At 60.4% G+C, this 25,575-nt stretch carries 21 protein-coding genes and 3 tRNA genes; 18 read left to right on the top strand and 6 right to left on the bottom strand.

Going from position 1 to position 25,575, the window contains the following annotated elements; all coding sequences use genetic code 11:
* Window positions 1-13: 13 nt before the first annotated feature.
* From MKS85_RS09195 to pdeM, 3 genes are all read left to right on the top strand, one after another.
* Window positions 14-778, top strand: a complete 765-nt coding sequence (locus tag MKS85_RS09195; protein ID WP_047228424.1) for an ABC transporter ATP-binding protein — start codon at window positions 14-16, stop codon at window positions 776-778.
* Window positions 779-1,001: 223 nt separating this feature from the next.
* Window positions 1,002-3,488 carry a ligase-associated DNA damage response DEXH box helicase gene (locus MKS85_RS09200; RefSeq protein ID WP_188251226.1) on the top strand — a complete coding sequence of 829 codons (2,487 nt, stop codon included), beginning with the start codon at window positions 1,002-1,004 and terminating at the stop codon, window positions 3,486-3,488.
* Complete coding sequence (gene pdeM, locus MKS85_RS09205) at window positions 3,488-4,144, top strand: ligase-associated DNA damage response endonuclease PdeM (protein WP_047228426.1); 657 nt, start codon at window positions 3,488-3,490, stop codon at window positions 4,142-4,144. Before MKS85_RS09200 ends, pdeM begins: the two co-directional genes overlap by 1 nt.
* Window positions 4,145-4,180: 36 nt before the next feature.
* Here pdeM and MKS85_RS09210 read toward each other — a convergent pair whose 3' ends face one another.
* Together MKS85_RS09210 and dcd are read right to left on the bottom strand one after the other, a co-directional pair.
* Complete coding sequence (locus MKS85_RS09210; RefSeq protein ID WP_047228427.1) at window positions 4,181-4,396, bottom strand: hypothetical protein; 216 nt, start codon at window positions 4,394-4,396, stop codon at window positions 4,181-4,183.
* Window positions 4,397-4,498: 102 nt separating this feature from the next.
* Window positions 4,499-5,065, bottom strand: a complete 567-nt coding sequence (gene dcd / locus MKS85_RS09215) for a dCTP deaminase (protein WP_003184751.1) — start codon at window positions 5,063-5,065, stop codon at window positions 4,499-4,501.
* 354 nt (window positions 5,066-5,419) lie between these two features.
* Here dcd and MKS85_RS09220 point away from each other — a divergent pair, with 354 nt between their 5' ends.
* Complete coding sequence (locus MKS85_RS09220) at window positions 5,420-5,629, top strand: cold-shock protein (RefSeq protein ID WP_002554837.1); 210 nt, start codon at window positions 5,420-5,422, stop codon at window positions 5,627-5,629.
* 192 nt (window positions 5,630-5,821) lie between these two features.
* Here MKS85_RS09220 and MKS85_RS09225 read toward each other — a convergent pair whose 3' ends face one another.
* Window positions 5,822-6,829, bottom strand: a complete 1,008-nt coding sequence (locus tag MKS85_RS09225; RefSeq protein ID WP_047228428.1) for a DUF481 domain-containing protein — start codon at window positions 6,827-6,829, stop codon at window positions 5,822-5,824.
* Window positions 6,830-6,966: 137 nt separating this feature from the next.
* On the opposite strand from MKS85_RS09225, the gene MKS85_RS09230 reads away from it, so the two are divergent.
* The 4 genes from MKS85_RS09230 (at window position 6,967) to MKS85_RS09245 (ending at window position 11,774) form a co-directional block, all read left to right on the top strand.
* On the top strand, window positions 6,967-7,347 hold the full coding sequence (locus tag MKS85_RS09230; protein ID WP_171061418.1) for an MGMT family protein: 381 nt from the start codon (window positions 6,967-6,969) through the stop codon (window positions 7,345-7,347).
* Between the two features lie 44 nt (window positions 7,348-7,391).
* Window positions 7,392-8,957, top strand: a complete 1,566-nt coding sequence (locus tag MKS85_RS09235; RefSeq protein ID WP_047228430.1) for an AmpG family muropeptide MFS transporter — start codon at window positions 7,392-7,394, stop codon at window positions 8,955-8,957.
* Between the two features lie 130 nt (window positions 8,958-9,087).
* Window positions 9,088-10,803 carry a proline--tRNA ligase gene (locus tag MKS85_RS09240; protein ID WP_047228431.1) on the top strand — a complete coding sequence of 572 codons (1,716 nt, stop codon included), beginning with the start codon at window positions 9,088-9,090 and terminating at the stop codon, window positions 10,801-10,803.
* Between the two features lie 17 nt (window positions 10,804-10,820).
* Window positions 10,821-11,774: a hypothetical protein gene (locus tag MKS85_RS09245; protein ID WP_139051015.1), complete on the top strand. Its 954-nt coding sequence runs from the start codon at window positions 10,821-10,823 to the stop codon at window positions 11,772-11,774.
* A gap of 177 nt (window positions 11,775-11,951) precedes the next feature.
* Here the strand turns inward: MKS85_RS09245 and dinB are convergent, their stop codons facing one another.
* Window positions 11,952-13,013, bottom strand: a complete 1,062-nt coding sequence (gene dinB, locus MKS85_RS09250) for a DNA polymerase IV (RefSeq protein ID WP_139051016.1) — start codon at window positions 13,011-13,013, stop codon at window positions 11,952-11,954.
* A 282-nt stretch (window positions 13,014-13,295) separates the two neighbouring features.
* On the opposite strand from dinB, the gene MKS85_RS09255 reads away from it, so the two are divergent.
* The 5 genes from MKS85_RS09255 to MKS85_RS09275 all read left to right on the top strand — a co-directional run bounded on the left by MKS85_RS09255 (window position 13,296) and on the right by MKS85_RS09275 (window position 18,112).
* A tRNA-Met gene (locus MKS85_RS09255) sits at window positions 13,296-13,372 on the top strand.
* A gap of 254 nt (window positions 13,373-13,626) precedes the next feature.
* Window positions 13,627-13,703, top strand: a tRNA-Met gene (locus tag MKS85_RS09260).
* 254 nt (window positions 13,704-13,957) lie between these two features.
* Window positions 13,958-14,034: transfer RNA gene (locus tag MKS85_RS09265), tRNA-Met, on the top strand.
* Window positions 14,035-14,186: 152 nt separating this feature from the next.
* A complete protein-coding gene (gene mprF / locus MKS85_RS09270; RefSeq protein ID WP_188251227.1) occupies window positions 14,187-16,829 on the top strand; it encodes a bifunctional lysylphosphatidylglycerol flippase/synthetase MprF in 2,643 nt (880 codons plus the stop codon).
* Window positions 16,829-18,112 (top strand): virulence factor family protein, encoded by a 1,284-nt coding sequence (locus tag MKS85_RS09275; RefSeq protein ID WP_188251228.1) that lies wholly within the window; start codon window positions 16,829-16,831, stop codon window positions 18,110-18,112. The genes mprF and MKS85_RS09275 overlap by 1 nt, the downstream gene beginning before the upstream one ends.
* A 199-nt stretch (window positions 18,113-18,311) precedes the next feature.
* Here MKS85_RS09275 and MKS85_RS09280 read toward each other — a convergent pair whose 3' ends face one another.
* Entirely contained in the window at window positions 18,312-20,153 is a 1,842-nt protein-coding gene (locus tag MKS85_RS09280; protein ID WP_370695188.1) for a potassium transporter Kup, read from the bottom strand.
* Between the two features lie 334 nt (window positions 20,154-20,487).
* Here MKS85_RS09280 and rimO point away from each other — a divergent pair, with 334 nt between their 5' ends.
* From rimO to tsaA, 5 genes are all read left to right on the top strand, one after another.
* A complete protein-coding gene (gene rimO / locus MKS85_RS09285; protein ID WP_047230036.1) occupies window positions 20,488-21,828 on the top strand; it encodes a 30S ribosomal protein S12 methylthiotransferase RimO in 1,341 nt (446 codons plus the stop codon).
* Window positions 21,829-21,985: 157 nt separating this feature from the next.
* Window positions 21,986-22,459 carry a GNAT family N-acetyltransferase gene (locus MKS85_RS09290; RefSeq protein ID WP_047230035.1) on the top strand — a complete coding sequence of 158 codons (474 nt, stop codon included), beginning with the start codon at window positions 21,986-21,988 and terminating at the stop codon, window positions 22,457-22,459.
* A gap of 73 nt (window positions 22,460-22,532) precedes the next feature.
* A complete protein-coding gene (locus MKS85_RS09295; RefSeq protein WP_047230034.1) occupies window positions 22,533-23,243 on the top strand; it encodes an rRNA pseudouridine synthase in 711 nt (236 codons plus the stop codon).
* A 62-nt stretch (window positions 23,244-23,305) separates the two neighbouring features.
* On the top strand, window positions 23,306-23,767 hold the full coding sequence (locus tag MKS85_RS09300; RefSeq protein ID WP_047230033.1) for a DUF1456 family protein: 462 nt from the start codon (window positions 23,306-23,308) through the stop codon (window positions 23,765-23,767).
* Window positions 23,768-23,781: 14 nt separating this feature from the next.
* Complete coding sequence (tsaA, locus tag MKS85_RS09305) at window positions 23,782-24,480, top strand: tRNA (N6-threonylcarbamoyladenosine(37)-N6)-methyltransferase TrmO (protein WP_047230032.1); 699 nt, start codon at window positions 23,782-23,784, stop codon at window positions 24,478-24,480.
* A 206-nt stretch (window positions 24,481-24,686) separates the two neighbouring features.
* On the opposite strand, the gene fpr is transcribed toward tsaA, so the two are convergent.
* Window positions 24,687-25,466: a ferredoxin-NADP reductase gene (gene fpr, locus MKS85_RS09310; RefSeq protein WP_003184787.1), complete on the bottom strand. Its 780-nt coding sequence runs from the start codon at window positions 25,464-25,466 to the stop codon at window positions 24,687-24,689.
* Window positions 25,467-25,575: the final 109 nt, after the last annotated feature.

Here is a 25,575-nt window from a genome sequence, read left to right on the forward strand (position 1 = left end):
GGATGCATGCCCCATGTACAAACTGACCATCGAAGGCCTGCATAAGAGCTATGGCGAACATCAGGTGCTCAAAGGCGTTTCGCTCAAGGCCAGGACCGGCGACGTCATCAGCCTGATCGGCGCCAGCGGCTCGGGCAAAAGTACCTTTTTGCGCTGCATCAACTTTCTGGAACAACCCAACGACGGCGCAATGAGCCTGGACGGCCAGGCGATCCGCATGATCAACGACCGCCACGGCATGCGCGTGGCCGACGAAAAGGAACTGCAGCGCCTGCGCACCCGCCTGGCCATGGTTTTCCAGCACTTCAACCTGTGGAGCCACATGAGCGTACTGGAAAACATCACCATGGCGCCGCGCCGGGTGTTGGGCGTCAGTCAGCAGGAAGCCGAAGACCGTGCCCGTCGTTATCTCGACAAGGTCGGCCTGCCGGCGCGAGTGGCCGAACAGTACCCGGCGTTCCTCTCCGGTGGTCAGCAACAGCGCGTGGCCATCGCCCGCGCACTGGCGATGGAGCCGGAGGTGATGCTGTTCGACGAACCCACCTCGGCCCTTGACCCGGAGTTGGTGGGAGAAGTCTTGAAGGTGATTCAGGGCCTGGCCGAAGAAGGCCGGACCATGATCATGGTGACCCACGAAATGAGCTTCGCTCGCAAGGTGTCTGATCAGGTGCTGTTTCTGCACCAGGGCCTGGTGGAAGAAGAAGGCGCGCCGGAAGACGTGCTGGGCAATCCCAAAAGCGAGCGGCTCCAGCAGTTTCTCAGTGGCAACCTGAAATAAACCCGACAAACCTGAAAGACTGCTTCTGTGGCGAGGGAGCTTGCTCCCGCTGGGCTGCGAAGCAGCCCCCAGGCGCTGGATGACACACTGCTGGGGACGCTGCGCGTCCAGCGGGAGCAAGCTCTCTCGCCACAAAAGCGCCCTCGCCACGATTTTCTTCATTAAACCTTTCATCCCTCACCGCGGTCACTGAAAGAGGACTTTCAGGGCGCACGCGGCGGGTATGGCGACATCCAACAACTACGCAAACCAGTGGTTCAGCGCCCGCGGCTGGAAGCCGTTCGCCTTTCAAAAACAAGTATGGGCTGCCGTCAAACGCGGCGAATCCGGGCTGTTGCACGCCAACACCGGGGCCGGCAAGACCTACGCCGTGTGGTTCGCGGCGCTCAACCGGTTCGCCCGCTCGGCGCCACCGCCGGATAAACCCCGTAAACGCAAACCAGTGACCGAACCGCTGACGGTCCTGTGGATCACGCCGATGCGCGCGCTGGCCGCCGATACAGGCAAAGCCCTCGAGACACCACTGGCAGAGCTGCAGATTCCATGGAGCGTCGGCCTGCGCACCGGCGACACCAGCGCCAGCGAACGCGCCCGCCAGGGTCGGCGTCTGCCCACCGCGCTGATCACCACGCCCGAAAGCCTGACCCTGATGCTCGCCCGTGCCGATGCGCAAACGGCCACTTCGACGCTGCGCATGGTCGTGGTGGATGAATGGCACGAGTTGCTCGGCAACAAACGGGGGGTGCAGTTGCAATTGGCATTGGCGCGCTTGCGGCGCTGGCATCCCCAACTCATCGTCTGGGGTGTGTCCGCCACCTTGGGTAACCAGGCCCACGCCGAACAGGTATTAATCCCGCAAGGCAATGGCATCAGCGTGCAGGGGGCCAACGGCAAGGCGCTACGGGTCGATACGCTGCTCCCCCCGGCCCTCGAACGTTTTCCGTGGGCCGGCCACATCGGCCTGAAGATGCTGCCCCAGGTCATTGCTGAAATAGACGCCAGCAGCAGTTGCCTGGTTTTCACCAACACCCGGGCGCAATCGGAAATCTGGTATCAGGCCATTCTCCAAGCCAGGCCGGACTGGGCCGGGCTGATCGCGCTGCATCACAGTTCATTGTCCCGGGAAACTCGCGACTGGGTAGAGCAGGCCCTCAAGGACGGGCAGCTCAAGGCGGTGGTCTGCACCTCCAGCCTGGATCTGGGGGTGGACTTCTTGCCAGTCGAACGGGTCCTGCAGATTGGCTCGGCCAAAGGCGTGGCGCGGCTGATGCAGCGCGCCGGGCGTTCTGGTCATGCGCCGGGGCGGACCTCGCGGGTCACGCTGGTGCCGACCCACAGCCTGGAGCTGATCGAAGCCGCCGCCGCACAAGACGCCGTGGCTCAGCGGCGCATCGAACCCCGGGAATCGCCCCACAAGCCGCTGGATGTATTGGTCCAGCATCTGGTCAGCATGGCCCTGGGCGGCGGTTTCCTGCCTGACGAGCTGTTTGAGGAAGTGCGCGGCGCCTGGGCCTATCGGGACCTCAACGAAGCCGAATGGGCCTGGGCCCTGGCCTTCGTGCGCCATGGTGGGCTGTCATTGACCGCCTATCCCGACTACCGGCGGGTCGAGCCGGACGAACACGGCGTGTGGCGAGTCCCCGATGCGCGACTGGCCCGACGACATCGCATGAGCATCGGCACCATCGTCAGCGACGCCAGCCTGCAATTGAAGTTCTGGAGCAAAGGCGGTGGCGGCAAGACCTTGGGCAGCGTGGAAGAAGGCTTCATCGCTCGCCTGCGGCCTGGAGATGGTTTTCTGTTTGCCGGACGCTTGCTGGAATTGGTCCGCGTCGAAGACATGACCGCCTACGTGCGACGCAGCCAGGCCAAAAAAGCCGCCGTGCCGCGCTGGAACGGCGGGCGGATGCCGCTTTCCAGCGAGCTGGCCGGCGCCGTCGTGGCCCGTCTGAGCGAGGCCGCCACAGGCCGCTTCGAGGGCCCGGAGATGAGCACCGTACAGCCCTTGTTATCGATTCAACAACGCTGGTCCGGTTTACCCACGCAAGAAACATTGTTGGCCGAGCGCCTCAAATCCCGCGAGGGCTGGCATTTGTTTCTGTATCCCTTTGCCGGGCGCCAGGTTCATCTGGGGTTGGCGAGCCTGCTGGCCTGGCGCGTCAGCCAACAACAGCCGGTGACGTTTTCCATCGCGGTGAACGATTACGGCCTGGAACTGCTCAGTGCCACGACACTGGACTGGACGCAGCACCTGGGGCCGGAACTCCTGAGCGTCGACAACCTGCTGGGCGATGTGCTGGCGAGCCTGAACGCCGGAGAGCTGGCGCTTCGACGCTTTCGCGAAATAGCCCGGATCGCCGGACTGGTATTTGCCGGCTATCCCGGCGCACCCAAAAGCACCCGCCAAGTCCAGGCGTCCAGCGGGTTGTTCTTTCAGGTGTTCAAGCAATACGACGCCGACAACCTCTTGCTGGCCCAGGCCGGGGAAGAAGTCCTGCGTGAAGAATTGGATATACGGCGACTGGAGCAGACCTTGGAACGCCTCAATACCTTGAAGCTCGACCTGCATGCCATTAAACGGCCCACCCCACTGGGATTCCCCTTGCTGGTGGAGCGATTCAGGGAAAGCATGAGTTCGGAGAAGCTCGCCGATCGCATCCGGCGGATGGTCAGCGAACTGGAAACGACCGCTGATCGTGGTGACGCCTGATGCCGGCGCCCTATCCCGTCAGCCTGGCCGGCGAAGAACTCTGGTTATTGCCGGAAAAAGCCCTGTACTGGCCTGCCCAGCAAACCCTGATGGTCGCCGATGTGCATTTCGGCAAGGCCGCTGCTTATCGCAGCCTAGGCCAACCGGTGCCCCATGGCACGACGGCCAGCAACATCGCCGTGCTGGACGGGCTACTGGCGAGCCTGCCATGTCGCCAACTGATCTTCCTAGGCGACTTTCTCCACGGTCCAGGTTCCCATGCCCCAGGCACCTTGAAGGCCCTTTGTAGCTGGCGTGAACGACATCAGCACCTGGCCATGACGCTGATTCGCGGCAATCACGACAAACGTGCCGGCGACCCGCCGCCAGCGCTGAACATCCGGGTCGTGCCGGAGCCTTTGTTGCTCGGACCTTTCGCCGTACAACATGAGCCCGATCCGCATCCCAGCCGCCACGTCCTGGCGGGCCATGTCCATCCCGTCTACCACCTGAGCGGCAAAGGACGGCAACGGCTGCGCCTGGCCTGCTTCCGGCTCGCCAGCGACATCAGCCTGCTACCGGCCTTTGGCGCATTCACAGGGGGTCATCGGGTCGAACAGGACAATGACTGCAGGATCTTTGTCATTGGGGATAACGAAATATGGCCCGTCAGTTGAAGCACACGTGCTTTCCACTGACGGGCCATTTTGCGATCAGGCAACAGGCGCAGGAGGCGGCTCATCCGGCAGGGTGGGTTCACCGGGTTCGCTGGGTTCTAGGGGCTGTTCGTTGGGGGTATCGGGATCAGGCTGGCCTGGAATACCGCCCGCCGCTTCGGCAGGGTGGGCCAGCAATGACCAAGCCATGACACCGATCTGATTGGGCTCAAGCTTTGCCAGTTCGGCACTGATTCGCGGATCGATCTTCATAGAGCAACTCCTGGGCGAAGGCCCGCTGCGCTGAGGCAAAAAAACGGGCAGTACACCCCATAGAGTGCCTGCCCGCCCAGGAATTCAAACTGTTCGTCAGAATCAGGTACGCGGCAGCGTTACGCCGCGCTGGCCCTGATATTTACCACCACGATCCTTGTAGGACACTTCACATTCCTCATCGGACTCAAGGAACAGCATCTGCGCCACACCCTCGTTGGCATAGATTTTTGCCGGCAAGGTCGTGGTGTTGGAGAACTCCAGGGTCACATGCCCTTCCCACTCAGGCTCCAGCGGCGTGACGTTGACGATGATGCCGCAGCGCGCGTACGTGCTTTTACCCAGGCAGATGGTCAGCACGTTGCGCGGGATACGGAAATACTCGACGGTGCGTGCCAGGGCAAATGAGTTCGGTGGAATGATGCAGACGTCGCTCTTGACGTCGACGAAGCTCTTCTCGTCGAAGTTCTTCGGGTCCACGGTCGCCGAGTTGATGTTGGTGAACACCTTGAATTCATCGGCGCAGCGCACATCGTAGCCGTAGCTGGAGACGCCGAAGGAAATCAGCCGATCGGCGCCTTCGCCACGCATCTGGCGCTCGACGAAGGGCTCGATCATGCCGTGCTCTTGCGCCATGCGGCGAATCCACTTGTCCGATTTGATGCTCATGGCGGTTTCCTGAAATAGCGAGGTGGAAAAAATACGTCCGGCATCTTACCGGGGCGCGAGGCCGGGTTCAAAGTGCGGGACGTAAATCTCGCCGATCCACCTTGATTTCCTGGTCCTGACGGCAATACCGCTGGCCGTCAGTCACCAAAACCGAGAAACCTTCGCAAAGACCATTGGCACATTCAGGAAAAAGGGTTAAGGTGACGTCACTGTGTTGCTTGTGTCACTGAGAATCTCTACACGATATGTTGAATTTCGATCCAACCATCTACAAGAATTTTTCCTGCTCTTTGCACTCAGTCTCGGCCAGGGTTCTTCCTGAGTCGCAGTTATCTTTGTTCAAGGAGTTACACCATGTCTAATCGCCAAACTGGTACCGTTAAGTGGTTCAACGATGAAAAAGGCTTCGGCTTCATCACTCCACAATCCGGTGACGACCTGTTTGTTCACTTCAAAGCAATCCAATCCGACGGCTTCAAAAGCCTGAAAGAAGGCCAACAGGTTTCTTTCATCGCTACCCGCGGTCAGAAAGGCATGCAAGCTGAAGAAGTTCAAGTTATCTAACTTGTCCTTGCTTTAGTAAAAAGCCCCGCCCTCAAAAGCGGGGCTTTTTTGTGCCTGTGTGTTTTTGCCCACGCACAAAAAAAGTGGGAGCGAGCCTGCTCGCGATAGCGGCGTGTCAGTCAACGTTGATGTGCTGATCCGCCGCTATCGTGAGCAGGCTCGCTCCCACACGGGTTGGTTGCTAGCCCGGGATTACCAGGTCACGCCAAACCCTGCGGTGTAGCGCGTCTTGCTCAAGTCGCTGTCTTCGGTGCCCTCAATGACATCTTTCTCGGCCTTGAGGTTGAGCGAAGCCCAGTCGGTAACTTTGTAGCGCAGCCCCACCTCGGCGTCGTAGGCATATTCGGCAACACTGGACAGCGGCTTGCCGACTTCGCCATTGGTGAAGAACTCGACGCGCTTGCCAATCAGGTAGCGGTTGTAGTCCCACTTCATGGCGATGGAATAGAAGTTGTCGGTGCCACCGTCGCGGTATTCATAATCGGTGCGGTTGAACAGCGAACCCAACGAGAAAGCCCCCAGTTCGTCATCCCAGAACTGGTAGCCCGGACCGGTACCCACCACGCGCTGGCGAGCCAGCTCTTCGACTTTGTCGCGCTTGTAATTCAGGCGCCCTTGCCAGAACCATTTTTCCGTCAGGAAGCGGTCGAGGGAATACTCCAACCTCCAGTTGTCGGTGGAAACCACGTCATCCTGGAACTCACGGTTGTATTCGCCTTCGGCGGTATGCCGCCATCTGCCGTGGCGTGCCGAGGTCTTGAAATCGATGTCGTAATCATCGGTATCGTTTTCCGCGCGCTGATAATCCAGTGCGGCGTCGATATTGCCCTTCCACACCAGATCCTCGACCACCGGTTTGGGTTTGAGGATTTGCTGGATACTGGCCAGCTCGACGGTTTTGGGTCCGTCGCCGTTGGCCAGGGTCACCTTGCCGTCCTCGGCAGCCTGCAGCGCCTTGGCTTTTTCGCCGGTGTAGGCATCCTGCTTGACCAGCAATTGCTGGTCGCTCTCAAGGGTCTTGACCTGTTTCCAGTCGATGGGAATCGCGCCGGCGTAATCGGTCTGGATCAGCAACTTGCCGCCATCGAAAACGGTGATCTTGCCGCTGAGCTTGTCGCCGTTCTTCAACCAGACGGTATCGGCAAGCAATGGCATGGAGGCGCTGGTGACAGCTAGGCATAGCAGGGTTCTAGACAACATAAGCGTATAAAGAGCTCAAGTTTGCGGTAAAAAGGCGGCATTATCCCCCGGGACGACACCTTAGCAAGGACTGACCGAAGTATTTGTAATGAGTTCATTTCTCAACCAGCCTTGTGGGATTTAATCTACAAACGGCAATACGCCCTTGCCCAGGACACCTGAACGTGACTGATGCTCCCGCGGCCCCCGAGAACGCCGCCCAGATCCGCCGCACCACCCTGTACCTGACCCTGGCACAAGTGCCGGCCGGCAAGGTCGTGACCTATGGTCAGCTCGCCGAGATGGCCGGTCTGGGCCGAGCGGCGCGCTGGGTAGGGCGTACCCTCAGTCAGTTGCCGAACGACACAAAGCTGCCATGGCATCGAGTATTGGCTGCCGGCGGTCGGATCAGCCTGCCGGCCGGCAGCGCCTCAGGGGATGAACAACGCGCGCGCCTGCGCACGGAAGGGGTGAGTGTCCTGAATAATCGTGTTGATATTCAGCGCCATGGCTGGCGCCCGGTAGAGCACAGCGGTTAGAGTGCGCGCTTTGTTTTCGCAATTTTTGAGGCAGACTCCAGCCCATGCCCCGTAAAACCTGGCGCGCCGCCCTCGCCGCCTATGCCAGTCCCTCGACGCTCGTGCTGTTGCTGCTTGGCTTCGCCGCCGGCCTGCCCTACATGCTGGTGTTTTCCACGCTTTCGGTCTGGTTGCGCGAAGCTGGCGTGGCCCGCGAGACTATTGGCTACGCGAGCCTCATCGGCCTGGCCTATGCCTTTAAATGGGTCTGGTCGCCCCTGCTCGACCAATGGCGCCTGCCGCTGCTGGGCAAACTCGGCCGTCGGCGTTCATGGTTGGTGCTCTCCCAGGCCCTGGTGATCCTCGGCCTGATCGGCATGGGCTTCTGCGACCCGCAAAAGCACCTGTCATGGTTGATCGCCATCGCCGTGATCGTGGCTTTCGCGTCGGCCACCCAGGACATTGCCGTCGATGCCTATCGCCTGGAGATCGCCGACGACACCCGCCAGGCGGCCCTCGCCGCCAGCTACATGTCCGGGTACCGGATCGCGGCATTGCTGGCCACCGCGGGCGCACTGTTCTTCGCCGAAGGGTTCGGCTCCACCGGTTTCAGTTATAAGCACTCGGCCTGGGCAGGCACCTATCTGTTGTTCGGCGTGCTGATGGTCCCTGCGCTGCTCACCTCGCTATTCATGCGCGAACCGCCGGTGCCGCTACGCACCCAGCTGCAGGCCGGTCGCTATAGCTTCGTCCACCAGTTGGCCTCGGTGTTCGTACTCATCGTGCTGCTGGTGTCGGTACCGGCGATGTTCACCCAGCTCTATAACACCGACTTTGCCAGTGTCCTGTTCGAAGGCGTCAGCCTGCTGGACCTGCTGCTCGAAGACCGCGCCTTCCTGCGGGCCATCCTCTATATCACCCTGACCGCCCTGTGCCTGTCGGCCATGGGGCGTCGCGGGCTGGCACCGGTGCTGACACCGGTCAACGATTTCATCCTGCGTTACCGCTGGCAGGCCCTGTTGCTGCTTGGGCTGATTGCCACCTACCGGATGTCCGACACGGTCATGGGCGTCATGGCCAACGTGTTCTACATCGACCAAGGCTTCACCAAGGACCAGATCGCCAGCGTCAGCAAGATTTTCGGGCTGATCATGACGCTCGTCGGCGCCGGCATGGGCGGCTTGTTGATCGTGCGTTTCGGTATCCTGCCGATCCTGTTTATCGGCGGCGTTGCCTCCGCCGGCACCAATATCCTGTTTTTGATGCTCGCCGACATGGGCGCCAACCTGCAGATGCTGGTTGTCACCATCTCCCTGGACAACTTCAGCTCCGGCCTGGCCACTTCGGCGTTCGTCGCCTACTTGTCGAGCCTGACCAACCTGAAGTTCTCGGCCACCCAATACGCCCTGCTGAGTTCGATCATGCTGTTGCTGCCGCGCTTGATCGGCGGGTACTCAGGGGTGATGGTGGAGAAATTCGGCTATCACGACTTCTTCCTGATCACCGCCTTGCTGGGGGTTCCGACCCTGTTACTGATTGCCTTGCACTGGTATCAGGAAAACCGCCGCCAGGGTTCAGGCTCGGCTTCGGAGCCGGAGCCGACACCCACGCGACCTGCGCAAGAATCGTAGGAAACTTCCAGCAAGCGCCGGCGAAACCGGCGCTCATGCCTGGCGACCGGCCACGCGCCTGTACGCCAAGGCATCTCGCCCGTACAATGCTCCGTCACTTCTCGTCATCAGCAACCGACAACGGCCAACCATGCGCACCAGTCAATTTTTGCTCGCCACACAGAAAGAAACGCCTTCCGACGCCGTCGTGATCAGCCACCAGCTGATGCTGCGCGCCGGCATGATCCGCAAACTCGCCTCGGGCCTGTACACCTGGCTGCCGATGGGTCTGCGTGTGATGCGCAAGGTAGAAGCCATCGTTCGCGAAGAAATGAACGCCGCCGGCTCTCTGGAAGTGTTGATGCCGGGCACCCAGCCGGCCGAACTGTGGCAGGAATCGGGGCGCTGGGAAGAGTACGGCCCTGAGTTGCTGCGCATCAAAGACCGTCACGGTCGTGACTTCTGCGCAGGCCCGACTCACGAAGAAGTGATCACCGACCTGATGCGCAACGAGTTGAGCAGCTACAAGCAGCTGCCTATCAACCTGTATCAGATCCAGACCAAATTCCGTGATGAAATCCGTCCACGCTTCGGCCTGATGCGCGGCCGCGAATTCATCATGAAGGACGCCTACTCGTTCCACACCGACCTGGCGTCGCTGCAAGTCACCTACGACCGCATGCACCAGGCGTATTGCAACGTATTCACCCGCCTGGGCCTGAAATTCCGTCCGGTTGAAGCCGACAACGGTTCCATCGGAGGCGCCGGCTCCCACGAGTTCCACGTACTGGCCGAGTCCGGCGAAGACGACATCGTCTTCAGCAACGGCTCCGACTACGCCGCCAACATCGAGAAAGCCGAGGCCGTGCCACGGGAAACCTCCCGCCCTGCACCGACCGAAGAACTGCGCCTGGTGGACACGCCAAACGCCAAGACCATCGCTCAACTGGTGGAAGGCTACAACCTGCCGATCGAACGCACAATCAAGACCCTGATCGTGCGCGCCGAAGAAGAAGGCAAGTTGATCGCCCTGATCATCCGCGGCGATCACGAGCTGAACGAAATCAAGGCCGGCAACCAGCCTGGCGTTGCCAGCCCCCTGGTCATGGCCACCGACGCCGAACTGCGCGACGCCATCGGCGCCGGTGCCGGCTCCCTCGGCCCGTTGAACCTGCCGCTGCCGATCATCATCGACCGCTCGGTGGAGCTGATGAGCGATTTCGCCATCGGCGCCAACATCGATGACAAGCACTACTTCGGCGTGAACTGGGAGCGCGACCTGCCGGTTCCGGCCGTGGCCGACCTGCGCAACGTTGTGGCCGGCGACCCGAGCCCGGACGGCAAAGGTGTCCTGGAAATCAAGCGCGGCATTGAAGTCGGGCACATCTTCCAGCTGGGCAACAAGTACAGCAAAGCCATGAAGTGCGAAGTGCTGGGCGAGAATGGCAAGCCGGTGACCCTGGAAATGGGCTGCTACGGCATCGGCGTATCCCGCGTGGTCGCCGCGGCCATCGAGCAGAACAACGACGAGAAAGGGATCATCTGGAGCGACGCCCTGGCGCCATTCCAGATTGCCCTGGTGCCGCTGCGCTACGAGACCGAACTGGTTCGCGAAGCCACCGACAAGCTCTACGCCGAACTGACGGCGGCCGGCTTCGAAGTGCTGCTGGACGACCGCGACAAAAAAACCAGCCCCGGCATCAAGTTCGCAGACATGGAGCTGATCGGCATCCCGCATCGGATCGTCGTCAGTGACCGCAGCCTGGCCGAAGGCAACCTGGAATACAAAAGTCGCACCGAGGCCGAGCCGCAAGCGCTGCCGGTCGCTGACGTGCTGTCGTTCCTCCAGGCCCGTATCCGCCGCTGACACCAGATAGAGACGTCATGTTCAAGCGAAACACCTTAGGCCTCGGGGGCGCCGCGCTGTGCGGCGCCCTGCTGGTCAGCGGCTGTGCCAACCAAATGTCGCAACGCAGCGAGCACGAAGAGCGGGTCGAGCGCAAACTGCTCGACCATAGCCTGCATATCGAAGTGGGCGAGCCCAAAGTACTCGAACTGCCGCAACGTCGGGTGCGGATCAATGAGCAGAAGACCTTCGAAGTCACCGAATTCGAAGTCACCCGCCATTATGATCGCTATACGCCGTATCAGCCCTGGCGCGAAGTTTACGAAATTCCGCTGGGCGCGGTGGCAGTGGTGGCGGGTGTCGGCGCCAATGTGGTCAATGTGTTCGCTCTTGGCAACCTCCCAGAGAGCGCGACTCGAGACTGGATCAGCTACGGCTTCGCCGGGCTCAATCCATTCATGAACGTGCCGTCCCATGGCCGCGCCCAGCAGAACCTGGCCGGAATCGACGAAGTGCAACGCGACAAACGCGTCGAACACACGAGCCTGCCCTGGAGCGAACGCCCGGTACAGGTCAAGGCTGCCCGGCAAACCTTCGAACTGAGCACCGACCGCAATGGCGTGTTGCGTTTGAATCTGCTGGAAAGCCCGTTCGCCGAGCATGATCTGAGCCACTTCGGCAAGTTGCAGATCAGCGTGACGGACGCCCTGGATGAGGTACACACCGACTCGTCCCTGAGCATCAGCAGCACGTTGCGCAGCAAGCTGGTGGAAGCCCATGGGTTGATCTACGACGATCTGGAAGATGACGAGGTGAGCCAGTGGGTTCATCGGGTCAAGCGGCTGTCGGAGTTGGGGCTTGAAGAAGAGGCCAGCGAGCTGGAACAGAGCCTGATCGAACTGACCCGCAATGATCCGGAGTTACAGACCGAATTCCTCAAAGCCCTGACCAATGATGGCGGGCGCTTGGTGGCGGATCCAGGAGCGAACTAGCAGCAAAACCTTGTAGCGAGGGAGCTTGCTCCCGCTCGGGCGCGCAGCGGCCCTCAAACCTGCCACCTCGGTGTGCCAGATAAGTTGAATCAACTGTTTCTGGGGCTACTGCGCAGCCCAGCGGGAGCAAGCTCCCTCGCCACAAGAGCCGGCAAAGCCTTCATGTAAGTGGCAGCCTCACCGCTCAAACAATTCCAACTGCTCAAACCCGCCTCGCAGATCCTCCAGCCGTACCCCTATCCCCAACAAACGCACCGGCTTGCCGCCGCGGTTGAATGCCTGGGTCAATAGCAACTGGTAACTGCCCAGATCGCGCCCTGCCCCGGCCTGCTCCAAGGTGGTCTGAGTGAAGTCGTGGAATTTCACTTTGACGAACGGCTTGCCCGGTCGATAACTACTGTCGATCCGGGCGATGCGCCCACTCAGGGACTGCATCAGCTCCGGCAGTTTATCGAGGCAGCTTGTCAGATCAGGCAGATCGACGTCGTAGGTATTTTCCACACTGATGGACTGTCTACGGCTGTCATTGTGCACCAGACGTTCATCAATCCCACGGGCCAGGCTCCAGAGGCGCTCACCGAAACTGCCGAATTCGCGCACCAGCGCCAGCTTGTCCCATTGACGCAACTGCAGGCAATCGACAATGCCGAGCCTGTTCAGTTTGTCGGCGGTCACTTTACCCACCCCATGCAGCTTGCTCACCGGCAGGGCCGAAACGAAGTCTTCGACCTGATCCGGGGTAATGACGAACAAGCCGTTGGGCTTTTTCCAATCGCTGGCGATCTTGGCCAGAAACTTGTTGGGGGCGACGCCGGCGGACACCGTGATGTGCAGTTGATTGGAAACCCGCCGCCGAATGTCCTGGGCGATGCGGGTGGCGCTCCCACCGAAATGGGTACTGGCGGAGACATCCAGGTAGGCCTCATCCAGGGACAGCGGCTCGATCAAGTCAGTGTAATCGCTGAAGATCGTATGAATTTCCTTCGACGCCTCCCGATAGGCGTCCATCCGCGGCTTGACGATGGTCAAGTCGGGGCAGAGCTTCAAGGCGTGCCCGGATGACATGGCCGAGCGCACACCGTAGGCCCGAGCCTCGTAGTTACAAGTCGCGATGACCCCGCGCCGGTCCGCCGAACCACCGACCGCCAGGGGTTTGCCGGCCAGCCGCGGGTCATCGCGCATCTCGATAGCGGCGTAGAAGCAGTCACAGTCGACGTGGATGATTTTGCGTTGCGTCATAAGAGAAGCGGATGTGCGACAAGTCGGAACGCCAGTATCGCACCGACAACTGTATATAGCACCAGTAGTTGAAAAGATCCTTCACTGCGGCTGGAAAAAGCCTACGTGAATTTATTTCTTCAATCGTTGCGAAGCGTCCAATAGAGCGCCAGCCCTTGCCAGGCTTGCGTCACAGCGCTGTCACAATGCTCAGGACTTAGGCTAAGCAATTGAAGCTGAACAGATTTTCCTGGCGCCAGGGTTGACAGCCAGCCGATCCTCTGTAGAATGCCGCCACACAGACGCGGGATGGAGCAGTCTGGTAGCTCGTCGGGCTCATAACCCGAAGGTCGTCGGTTCAAATCCGGCTCCCGCAACCAAACATCAAGAAAGGCTACTCGAAAGAGTGGCCTTTTTTGTGGCCGTTTGTTTTTGAGCAGGGCGCCGTGAAGAGAAGACCTGCGAACCTCGCCCAACCCCACGGCGACGCAATGCAGACTGCCTGCTTGTAGGACAATTTCCTTTTGATTTCTTGTGTTTAGCTCGGTTGGCGACGAATTGGCCGTTTATTTGACCTCACCACCTTTTAACGGTTGACACTCAGGCGTTCGCCTGTAGAATGCCGCCACACAGACGCGGGATGGAGCAGTCTGGTAGCTCGTCGGGCTCATAACCCGAAGGTCGTCGGTTCAAATCCGGCTCCCGCAACCAAACATCAAGAAAGGCTACTCGAAAGAGTGGCCTTTTTTGTGGCCGTTTGTTTTTGAGCAGGGCGCCGTGAAGAGAAGACCTGCGAACCTCGCCCAACCCCACGGCGACGCAATGCAGACTGCCTGCTTGTAGGACAATTTCCTTTTGATTTCTTGTGTTTAGCTCGGTTGGCGACGAATTGGCCGTTTATTTGACCTCACCACCTTTTAACGGTTGACACTCAGGCGTTCGCCTGTAGAATGCCGCCACACAGACGCGGGATGGAGCAGTCTGGTAGCTCGTCGGGCTCATAACCCGAAGGTCGTCGGTTCAAATCCGGCTCCCGCAACCAAACATCAAGAAAGGCTACTCGAAAGAGTGGCCTTTTTTGCGCCTGTCGAAAAAAGTTTTCATGACAAATATTTTGTAATTATTTTTTTCAGCAGGGATTGGTAACTGAGCGGGTTGCCCCCATCCTGTCGCGCATAGCTCAAGAGGTGATTGATGCGCGCTCACTCGTCTGCCCCACAAGACACTGTTACTGCGGTACAACCGATCAAGGCCGGGCGCTTGCGCTGGCTGGAGCGTATCAGTCAGTACCGTCAGCCTATCGGCCTCGCCGTCACACTGTTGTTGTTCGCCCTTGCATTGATTGCCTGTCGCCACCTGCTGAGCGAGCTCGATCTGTACGCCCTGCACGACTCGATCATGCAGGTGCCGCGCTCAGCCCTGCTCGGTGCAGTCGCCGCGACGGTCGTCGGATTCGTCATCTTGCTGGGCTATGAATGGTCCGCCAGCCGTTATGCCGGTGTGAAATTGCCCGCGAAAACGCTGATCCTGGGCGGATTCAGCGCTTTTGCCATCGGCAACGCCATCGGGCTCTCGTTATTGTCGGGGGGCTCGGTTCGCTACCGGCTGTATGCCCGCCATGGCCTGGGCGCGACAGATGTCGCCCACATGACCCTGTTCGCCAGCCTGTCCCTGGGCTGTGCACTGCCGCCGCTGGCAGCCCTGGCAACCCTCAGTGATCTGCCCGCCGCTTCCGCCGCCCTGCACTTGCCGGCCACCTGGCTGGGAGCGATCTGCATCGCGGTGCTGCTACTCACCTGTGCGCTGGCTATCGGCATCTATCGTCGGCGCCTGCCAGAACAGCCCTATCGGGACAGCCTGCTGATCAAGGCCGGGCGCCGCACCCTGCGCCTGCCGGGCCGACGCTTGACGCTCCTGCAACTGATCATCACCACGCTGGATGTCGCGGCGGCCGCCACGGTGCTGTACTTGTTGTTGCCCGAAACACCACCGTTCGGCGCCTTCCTGCTGGTGTACCTGTTGGCGTTGGCAGCCGGCGTACTCAGTCATGTACCGGGCGGGGTCGGGGTGTTCGAAGCGATCCTGCTGGCGGCCTTCGCCGACACACTAGGGGCCGCGCCTTTGGCCGCCGCCCTGCTTTTATATCGCTTGATCTATGTCCTGCTGCCGATGCTGGTGGCCTGTGTGTTGTTGCTGATCAATGAGGCGCAACGGCTGTTCCAGGCCCGCCAGTCCCTGCGGGTAGCGTCGGGCCTGGCGGCGCCGATCCTGGCGGTGCTGGTGTTCCTCTCGGGCGTGGTGCTGCTGTTTTCCGGCGTGACCCCGGAAATCGATACTCGCCTGGAGCACATTGGTTTCCTGATCCCTCATCGGCTGGTGGACGCCTCGCACCTGGGCGCCAGCCTTGTGGGCGTGTTGTGCCTATTGCTCGCTCAGGGTCTGCGCCGTCGCTTGTCCGCCGCCTGGATGCTGACCACCGTTTTACTGTTGGTGGGCGCCCTGCTCTCACTGCTCAAGGGCTTCGATTGGGAAGAGGCCACGCTGCTGACGCTGACGGCCAGTTTGTTGGCGGTGTTCCGGCGTTCGTTTTATCGTCCGAGTCGCCTGACCGAGTTGCCATTTTCGCCGCTGTTTCTGATTGCCAGCCTATGCGTGCTCGGCGCGTCAATCTGGCTGCTGCTGTTTGCATACCAGGACGTGCCCTACAGCCATGAACTGTGGTGGCAATTCACCCTCGATGCCGACGCCCCTCGTGGTCTGCGCTCACTGCTGGGCGCGGCGGTGCTGCTGGTGGTGGTGTCCCTTACCTGGCTGCTGCGTACCGCCCGCCCGGTGATCCAGCTGCCGGCGGCAGAAGAACTGGAGCGAGCCAAAAAGATTCTCATGGCCTCTTCACAAGCCGATGGCGGCCTGGCCCTGACCGGTGACAAGGCATTGCTGTTTCATCCCAACGACGAAGCATTTCTGATGTATGCCCGCCGTGGCCGCAGTCTGGTGGCATTGTACGACCCGATCGGCCCTACCCAGCAACGCGCAGAAATGATCTGGCAGTTCCGCGACCTGTGCGATATCCATCATGCGCGCCCGGTGTTCTATCAGGTTCGCGCCGAGAACCTGCCGTATTACATGGACATCGGCCTGACCGCGATCAAGCTGGGTGAAGAAGCACGGGTCGACCTCAAGCATTTCGATCTCGAAGCCAAGGGCAAAGAGATGAAGGACTTGCGCTACACCTGGAACCGCGGTACCCGGGACGGCCTGTCGCTGGAGATCCACGAACCGGGCCAGGCGCCGATGGATGAGCTGAAGGTCATTTCCGACGCCTGGCTGACCGGCAAGAACGTGCGGGAAAAAGGCTTTTCACTTGGCCGGTTCAGTGATGACTACCTCAAGCATTTTCGCATCGCCGTGATTCGTTTCGAAGGCCGCCCGGTGGCGTTCGCCAATCTGCTGGAGACGCACAGCCATGAATTGGCCAGCCTCGACCTGATGCGCGCCCACCCCGACGCCCCCAAACTGACCATGGAATTCATGATGGTCGGGCTGATTCAGCATTACAAAGCCCATGACTATGCCCGCTTCAGCCTCGGAATGGTCCCCCTGTCGGGCCTGCAACCGCGACGCGGCGCACCGCTGACCCAGCGTCTGGGTTCGATGGTGTTCCGCCGTGGCGAACAGCTCTACAACTTTCAGGGCCTGCGCCGTTTCAAAGATAAATTCCAGCCTGACTGGGAACCTCGTTACATGGCCGTGCCCGCCGGACTCGATCCGCTGGTAGCCCTGGCCGATACCGCCGCCCTGATTGCAGGCGGCCTGACTGGATTGGTGAAACGCTGATGATGCAACGCTCCTGGCGATACGTAGTGACCACCCTGTTGGTGGTGGCGGTGATTCTCGGTGGCGGTTACTGGTACTGGAACCGCCCTGCCCCGCAACCGACCCTTGAACAGCTGACGCCGGTCGACGGTGCCCCCATGACCCGGATCATTCCCGGCACCCCGCCCCGCGCCCAGGTGCTGGTGGCGGTCAACGAAGAGCAGAAACTCAGCGACACGCAATTGCTGACCCTCAGCCGCAGCGGCTCGGCGCAAATCGTCCAGGTGATCCTGCCCAAGGACTGCATGCTGCAAGGCCGTGCCCTGCAGGCCGGCCTGAAGCAGCTCCAGGGGCCGGCAACGCTGGTCAGCGGTATCGGCCCCGGAGCCGTGCTGGCCTGGCGCTGGCTGGCTGAGCAGAAGAACGACAAGGCCCAGGCCGTGTCGGTGGACCTGGCCCTGGAAAAACCCGGCTGCACCCACCTGTTGCCTAAAAGTGCGGCCCATGGCCACTGGCTGGTGGCCTGGAATGACAACCCCGACGACACCAGCGCCGGTTTCGTACGGGATCAACCGAACGCTGAAACCAGCATCAGCAACTACGACATCAACCTGCCACAGGTGCTGAACAACGAACTGCACAAGATCCTGGTAGGCACCGACCAGGGCGGCCTGAGCATTCCCGTAGTGGAAGTGCCGGCCAGCCAGGCCCGGGACACCGTGACGCTGTTTCTCTCCGGAGACGGCGGCTGGCGGGATCTGGATCGGGACGTGGCCGAAGAAATGGCCAAGATCGGTTACCCGGTCGTCGGCATCGACACCCTGCGCTACTACTGGCAGCACAAGAGCCCGGAACAAAGCGCCCAGGACCTCACCGAACTGATGCAGCACTACCGTCAGGTCTGGGGCACCAAGCACTTCATCCTGACCGGTTATTCCTTTGGCGCCGACGTACTGCCGGCAATCTACAATCGCCTTCCGGCCAGCGAGCAGCAAGGGGTCGACGCAATCATCCTGCTGGCCTTCGCGCGCACCGGCAGCTTCGAGATCGAAGTCGAAGGCTGGCTCGGCAATGCCGGCACCGAAGCTGCCACGGGCCCGGAAATGGCCAAGCTGCCCGCCGACAAAGTGGTGTGCATCTACGGCGTAGAAGAAGCGGCTGAAAGTGGCTGCACCGACAAGACCGCGGTGGGCGAAGCCATCCAGCTGCCTGGTGGCCATCATTTCGACGAGAACTATCCGGCGCTGGCCAAGCGCCTGGTGGACGAAATCAACAAACGTCAGAACAAGGCGACCCAACCGTGAGCAGATGGGTTTATTTGATCCACCCAGGTGGGAGCGAGCCTGCTCGCGATATCGACAGCACAGTCAACATCGCCATCAACTGATCCACCGCTATCGCGAGCAGGCTCGCTCCCACAAGGGTTTAGCGTAGGTATCGGTATTGTGTGATCCACCAAAAAGCCCCCGCTGCCACAAGGCAACGGGGGCTTTTTTGTTTGGGCTACATTTCCACCTGGGTCCCCAGTTCAATCACCCGGTTCAGCGGCAAATTGAAAAAGCGCAAATTGCCGTTGGCGTTTTTCAGCATGAAGGCGAATAGCACTTCGCGCCAACGGGCCATGCTTTCAAGCTTGGAAGCGATGACCGTCTCGCGGCTGAGGAAATAGGTAGTGCGCATCGGGCTGAAGTCCAGCTCATCCAGATGACACAGCCTGAGCGCCTGTGGCACGTCCGGTTCGTCAGTGAAACCAAAGTGCAGGATCACCCGGAAGAAACCTTCGCCGTAGGAATCCACCTCGAAGCGCCGTTGCGGCGGCACCCGGGGGATGTCTTCGTACACCACCGTCAGCAGCACCACTTGCTCGTGCAGCACCTGGTTGTGCAACAGGTTATGGAGCAGCGCGTGAGGCACGGCATCCGGGCGGGCAGTGAGGAAAACCGCCGTGCCCTTGACCCGATGGGGAGGTTCGACACGGATGCTGCTGATAAATACCGGCAACGGCAGAGCGCCTTCATCCAACCGATCTACCAACAGTTCCTTCCCGCGCTTCCACGTGGTCATCAGAATGAACAACACGATCCCCGCCAACACCGGAAATGCGCCACCCTGCAGGATTTTCGGGACATTGGCGGCAAAGAACAGGCCGTCCACCAATAGAAAACCGACCAGCAACGGCACCGTCAGCAGAGGTGGCCATTTCCACAGCAGCAACGCCACCGCCGACACCAGGATGCTGGTGATCAGCATGGTGCCGGTCACTGCCACGCCATAGGCAGAGGCCAACGCGCCGGACGACTCGAAGCCAAGCACCAGCAGGATCACGCCAACCATCAACGCCCAGTTCACCGCGCCGATGTAGATCTGCCCTTGTTCGGCGCTGGAGGTGTGCTGGATGTACATGCGCGGGATATAGCCGAGCTGGATGGCTTGGCGTGTGAGGGAAAACGCGCCGGAAATCACCGCTTGGGATGCGATCACCGTGGCGAAGGTCGAGAGCACCACCAGCGGCACCAGCGCCCAGCCTGGGGCCAACAGATAAAACGGGTTACGAGCGGCCTCCGGGTTCTCCAACAGCAAGGCGCCCTGACCGAAATAGTTGAGCACCAGTCCTGGCAACACCAGGACGAACCAGGCCCGGGCAATCGGTTTGCGGCCGAAATGCCCCATGTCCGCATACAAGGCTTCGGCGCCGGTCAAGGCCAGTACCACGGCCCCCAGGATCGCAACGCCAACCCCCGGATGCACCATGAAAAAGCGCACGCCCCAGGCCGGGTTCAACGCCTCGAGCACCTGCGGATGCTGGACAATGCCATGAATGCCCAGGCCGCCAAGGACCACGAACCACAGCACCATGACCGGCCCGAACAATTTACCGATCCGATCGGTCCCGTGTTTCTGAATCAGGAAAAGCGCCACCAGAATCACCAGCGCCATCGGCACAACCCAGTGATCCAGCCCATCAAAGGCCACTTCCAGACCCTCCACGGCCGACAATACGGAAATGGCCGGGGTGATCATGCTGTCACCGTAAAACAACGAGGCGCCGATCAGCCCGAGAATCACCAGCACCGAACGCAACCGGGGATAAGGGGTGGACGCCCGCCGGGCCAGCGCGGTCAACGACATGATGCCGCCTTCGCCCTGGTTGTCGGCGCGCAGGATAAACAGCACGTATTTGATCGAGACGACCCAGACCAGCGACCAGAAGATCAGCGCCAGAATCCCGAACACTCCGTCATGGTTGACCTGCACACCATATTGACCGGAAAACACTTCCTTGATGGTGTACAAGGGACTGGTGCCGATGTCGCCATAGACCACCCCCGCGGCGGCCACCAACATTCCCACGGGCCTGGCCGCTGCATGCCCGGCACCCGACACCTGACTCTCTGCCTGCTCCATCCAACACTCCCACTACCTGATCCGCGCCGCTGGAAAGAAGCACCCTGATTGACCTTGCGCCCACGCCACCTTACTTCCTGTTACAGACAAATGATTGACTGTAGAGATTCAGTTGCGCTGGACGGCGCGAAGCATAGCGCAGCACTCGTCGTTTTTCCCCGTATAAAGCTGGTCAAGCGCTTCCAGCACCGCTAGAATTGCGCACTTTTTGATCAGAGGCGCGTCAAGCGTCCTGTCTCCACAAGAGACGATCTCCCCTACACCGAGGTTAGACATGTCCACCACTACCGCGCCGGCCAACCCCAAGGTTGGCTTCGTATCCCTGGGTTGCCCGAAGGCTCTGGTCGACTCCGAGCGCATCCTGACCCAGCTGCGCATGGAAGGTTATGACGTCGTATCCACGTACCAGGACGCCGACGTGGTAGTGGTCAACACCTGCGGCTTCATCGATTCGGCCAAGGCCGAGTCCCTGGAAGTGATCGGCGAAGCCATCAAGGAAAACGGCAAGGTCATCGTGACCGGCTGCATGGGTGTGGAAGAAGGCAATATCCGCGACGTGCACCCCAGCGTGCTGGCCGTGACCGGTCCGCAGCAGTACGAGCAGGTCGTCAATGCCGTGCACGACGTAGTGCCGCCCCGCCAGGACCACAACCCGCTGATCGACCTGGTGCCGCCGCAAGGCATCAAGCTGACACCGCGCCACTACGCTTACCTGAAGATTTCCGAAGGCTGCAACCACAGTTGCAGCTTCTGCATCATCCCCTCGATGCGCGGCAAACTGGTGAGCCGCCCGGTGGGTGATGTGCTCGACGAGGCCCAGCGCCTGGTCAAGGCCGGCGTCAAGGAGCTGCTGGTGATCTCCCAGGACACCAGCGCTTATGGCGTCGACGTGAAATACCGCACTGGTTTCTGGAACGGCGCGCCGGTGAAAACCCGCATGACCGAACTGTGCGAAGCCCTCAGCACCCTCGGCGTGTGGGTCCGCCTGCATTACGTCTACCCGTATCCGCATGTCGACGAACTGATCCCGCTGATGGCCGCCGGCAAGATCCTGCCGTACCTGGACATCCCGTTCCAGCACGCCAGCCCGAAAGTCCTCAAGGCCATGAAGCGCCCGGCTTTCGAAGACAAGACCCTGGCCCGCATCAAGAACTGGCGCCAGATCTGCCCGGACCTGATCATTCGCTCGACCTTCATCGTCGGCTTCCCTGGCGAAACCGAGGAAGACTTCCAGTACCTGCTGGATTGGCTGACCGAAGCCCAGCTCGACCGCGTCGGTTGCTTCCAGTATTCGCCCGTCGAAGGCGCACCGGCCAACGACCTGGACCTGGATGTGGTGCCGGACGAGGTCAAGCAGGATCGTTGGGAGCGTTTCATGGCGCACCAGCAGGCCATCAGCTCGGCGCGCCTGCAAATGCGCATCGGCCGTGAAATCGAAGTACTGGTGGATGAAGTGGATGAACAAGGCGCCGTGGGCCGCTGCTTCTTCGACGCCCCGGAAATCGATGGCAACGTATTCATCGACAACGGCAGCAATCTCAAGCCGGGCGACAAGGTCTGGTGCAAGGTGACCGACGCTGACGAATACGATCTGTGGGCTGAACAGATCGGTTGAGCTGCTGCTTCACAGACTCAATGTGATACCTGTGGGAGCCGAGCTCCCACAGGTTCTTTTACAGGCCGAAAAATTGAAGAGCCTCGCCATCCTCACAAGATGCGAGGCTTTTTTGCAGCTATCGTATGGAGATATCCAGCACAAGGAGCAGGCGGGCATGCGTCAGCATTCGGTCATCCACACACCGAAATCCAGCGACTATCAGGAACTGACCCGGGTCTGGGAGGCCTCGGTACGCGCCACCCACGATTTTCTGCCGGACAGCTACATCGAACTGTTGAAGAACCTGGTGCTCACCCGTTATCTGGACGCGGTCATGCTCATCTGCACCCGGGACACTCGCCAGCGCATTACCGGTTTCGCCGGCGTCGCAGCCGGCAAGATCGAGATGCTTTTCATCGACCCGCAACACCGTGGCCAGGGCCTGGGCAAACAGCTGTTGCGTTATGCCATGGAGCACATGAACGCCGATCAGCTGGATGTCAACGAACAGAACCCGCAAGCCTTGGGTTTTTACCTCAAGCAAGGCTTCGAAGTGGTCGGCCGTTCGGCAAAGGACGGCATGAACCAGCCGTACCCGTTGCTGCACATGCGCTACAAACAGCCCGACCTGAAGGTCCAACGCGGCTAAAAGGCAAATGGACCCGCGATTAACCGGCGCCAGGCAGGTACAATGCCCACCCTCTTTTTGTTACGGCCCTGTCATGACTGACCCGATTCGTCTCTCCAAACGCCTCATCGAACTCGTCGGCTGTTCCCGTCGGGAGGCTGAGCTGTTCATCGAGGGCGGCTGGGTCACCGTGGACGGCGAAGTGATCGACGAACCGCAGTTCAAGGTCACCACCCAGAAAGTCGAACTCGACCCCGAGGCCAAGGCCACCGCGCCAGAGCCGGTCACCCTCCTGTTGAACGCCCCGGCGGGCATGGATGCAGACACGGCGATGGCGTCCCTTGGACCACAGACCCTGAGCGAAGAACACCGCTTCGGCAAGCGCCCCCTCAAGGGCCATTTTCTGCGTCTGACCGCCAGTGCCGACCTGCAGGCCAACGCCAGTGGGTTGCTGGTGTTCACCCAGGACTGGAAGATTCTGCGCAAGCTCACCGCCGACGCCGCCAAGATCGAGCAGGAATACGTGGTGGAAGTCGAAGGCGAAATGGTCGCCCATGGCCTCAATCGCCTGAACCATGGCCTGACCTACAAAGGCAAGGAGTTGCCGGCGGTCAAGGCCAGCTGGCAGAACGAGAACCGCTTGCGCTTTGCCATGAAGAACCCGCAACCGGGGGTGATCGCGCTGTTTTGCCAGGCGGTCGGCCTCAAGGTGGTGGCCATTCGGCGCATCCGCATTGGCGGCGTGTCCATCGGTAAGGTGCCCTTGGGCCAGTGGCGTTACCTGTCCACCAAAGAGAAGTTCTAGTTTCTTTTTCCGGCGCCGCACCGAGCTGCGGTGCCCACTGCCGATTGATCAGGATTGCACACATGGTTCACAACGACGTACTTCGCAGCGTGCGCTACATGCTCGACATCAGCGACAAGAAAGTCATCGAGATCATCAAGCTGGGTGGCCTGGAAGTGCCCATGGCGGATCTGGTGGGTTACCTCAAGAAAGACGAGGAAGAAGGCTTCGTGTTCTGCCCTGACGAAGTCATGGCGCATTTTCTCGACGGCCTGGTGATCTTCAAGCGCGGCAAGGACGAAAGCCGTCCACCGCAGCCAATCGAAGTGCCGGTCACCAACAACATCATCCTCAAGAAGCTGCGGGTGGCCTTCGAACTGAAGGAAGACGACATGCACGCCATCCTCAAGGCCGCGGAGTTCCCGGTGTCCAAGCCGGAACTGAGCGCATTGTTCCGCAAGTTCGGCCACACCAACTACCGCCCGTGCGGTGACCAGTTACTGCGCAACTTCCTCAAGGGCCTGACGCTGCGCGTTCGCGGCTGATTTCCCGCCGAACCATGACCTACAACGTCTCCCCCATCGGCTACGTCCGCTCCTGCTTCAAGGAGAAGTTCGCCATTCCCCGTCAACCGCAACTGGCCCCGGCCGCGCGCGGTGTGCTGGAGTTGGTGGCGCCATTCGATCAGGGCGATGCGGTGCAGGGCCTGGAGCAGGTCAGCCATGTCTGGCTGCTGTTCCTGTTCCACCAGGCCCTGGAAGACAAGCCACGGCTGAAAGTGCGCCCGCCGCGTCTGGGCGGCAATAAGTCCATGGGGGTGTTCGCCACTCGCGCCACCCATCGCCCCAACGGCATCGGCCAGTCGGTGGTGAAACTGGAGCGGGTCGAAGCCGGGCGCCTGTGGATCTCGGGCATCGACTTGCTGGACGGCACCCCAGTGCTGGATATCAAACCCTACGTGCCCTACGCAGACATCATCGGCTCGGCGCACAACAACATCGCCAGCGCAGCGCCTGAGCTGATTGCGGTGCGATGGGCCAGCTCTGCCCTGCATCAGGCCCGCGACCACGCCAAGCGCCTGGAAGAACCCCTGGTGGAGCTGATCGAACAGTGCCTGGCCCAAGACCCACGTCCGGCGTACCAGATTCCCACGCCCGAACGGGAATATGGTGCGCAGTTCTGGGATCTGGATGTGCGTTGGCATTATCCGCAGCCCGGGGTGATCAAGGTGCTGGAAGTGATTCCGGCGAAATCGTAACCGCCAGAAACGAAAAAGCCCGCGCTGCCTTCTTCAGGTAGCGCGGGCTTTTTCATGGGTAACTGCAGACCGGGTTGCGGCTATCGCGAGCAGGCTCGCTCCCACCTTTGAACTTCAGTGGCCACAAGATTTGTGTTCCCACATATTCCATTGTGGGAGCGAGCCTGCTCGCGATGGCGATCGATCAACACCGCATAAACCGAGGTTTACTTCTCTACAAACGCCCGCTCGATCAGGTAATCACCCGGCTCACGCATGCGTGGCGAAACAGTCAGGCCGAAACTGTTGAGCACTTCGCTGGTCTCGTCGAGCATGCTCGGGCTACCGCACAGCATGGCGCGGTCGTCCTGCGGGTTGATCGGCGGCAGGCCGATGTCGCGGAACAGCTTGCCGCTGCGCATCAGGTCGGTCAGGCGGCCTTCGTTCTCGAATGGTTCGCGAGTAACGGTCGGGTAGTAGATCAGTTTGTCACGCAGCGCTTCGCCGAAGAATTCGTTCTGCGGCAGGTGTTCGGTAATGAACTCGCGGTAGGCAACTTCATTGACGTACCGTACGCCGTGGCACAGGATCACTTTTTCGAAACGCTCGTAGGTTTCCGGATCCTGGATCACGCTCATGAATGGCGCCAGCCCAGTGCCGGTGCTCAGCAGGTACAAATGCTTGCCAGGCTTGAGATCGTCCAGCACCAGGGTGCCGGTGGGCTTCTTGCTGATGATGATCTCGTCGCCTTCCTTCAGATGCTGCAACTGGGAAGTCAACGGGCCGTCAGGCACCTTGATGCTGAAAAATTCGAGATGCTCTTCCCAGTTCGGACTGGCGATCGAGTAAGCGCGCATAAGCGGGCGGCCGTTGGGCTGCTGCAGGCCGATCATCACGAACTGACCGTTCTCGAAGCGCAGGCCCGGATCACGGGTGCACTTGAAGCTGAACAGAGTGTCGTTCCAGTGATGAACACTGAGGACACGCTCGTGGTTCATGTTGCTCATGTACGGGGACTCCTGGGAATGATGCCTGCGTCGTTAATTTGCGCAATTGCATCGCATTCTAATGGCGGCGACAATATCTGTTAAATGAATTATTAAGATAAGGGTTATC

It is taken from the genome of Pseudomonas sp. JL2 (genome assembly GCF_031570495.1).
GTDB lineage: Bacteria > Pseudomonadota > Gammaproteobacteria > Pseudomonadales > Pseudomonadaceae > Aquipseudomonas > Aquipseudomonas rhizophila.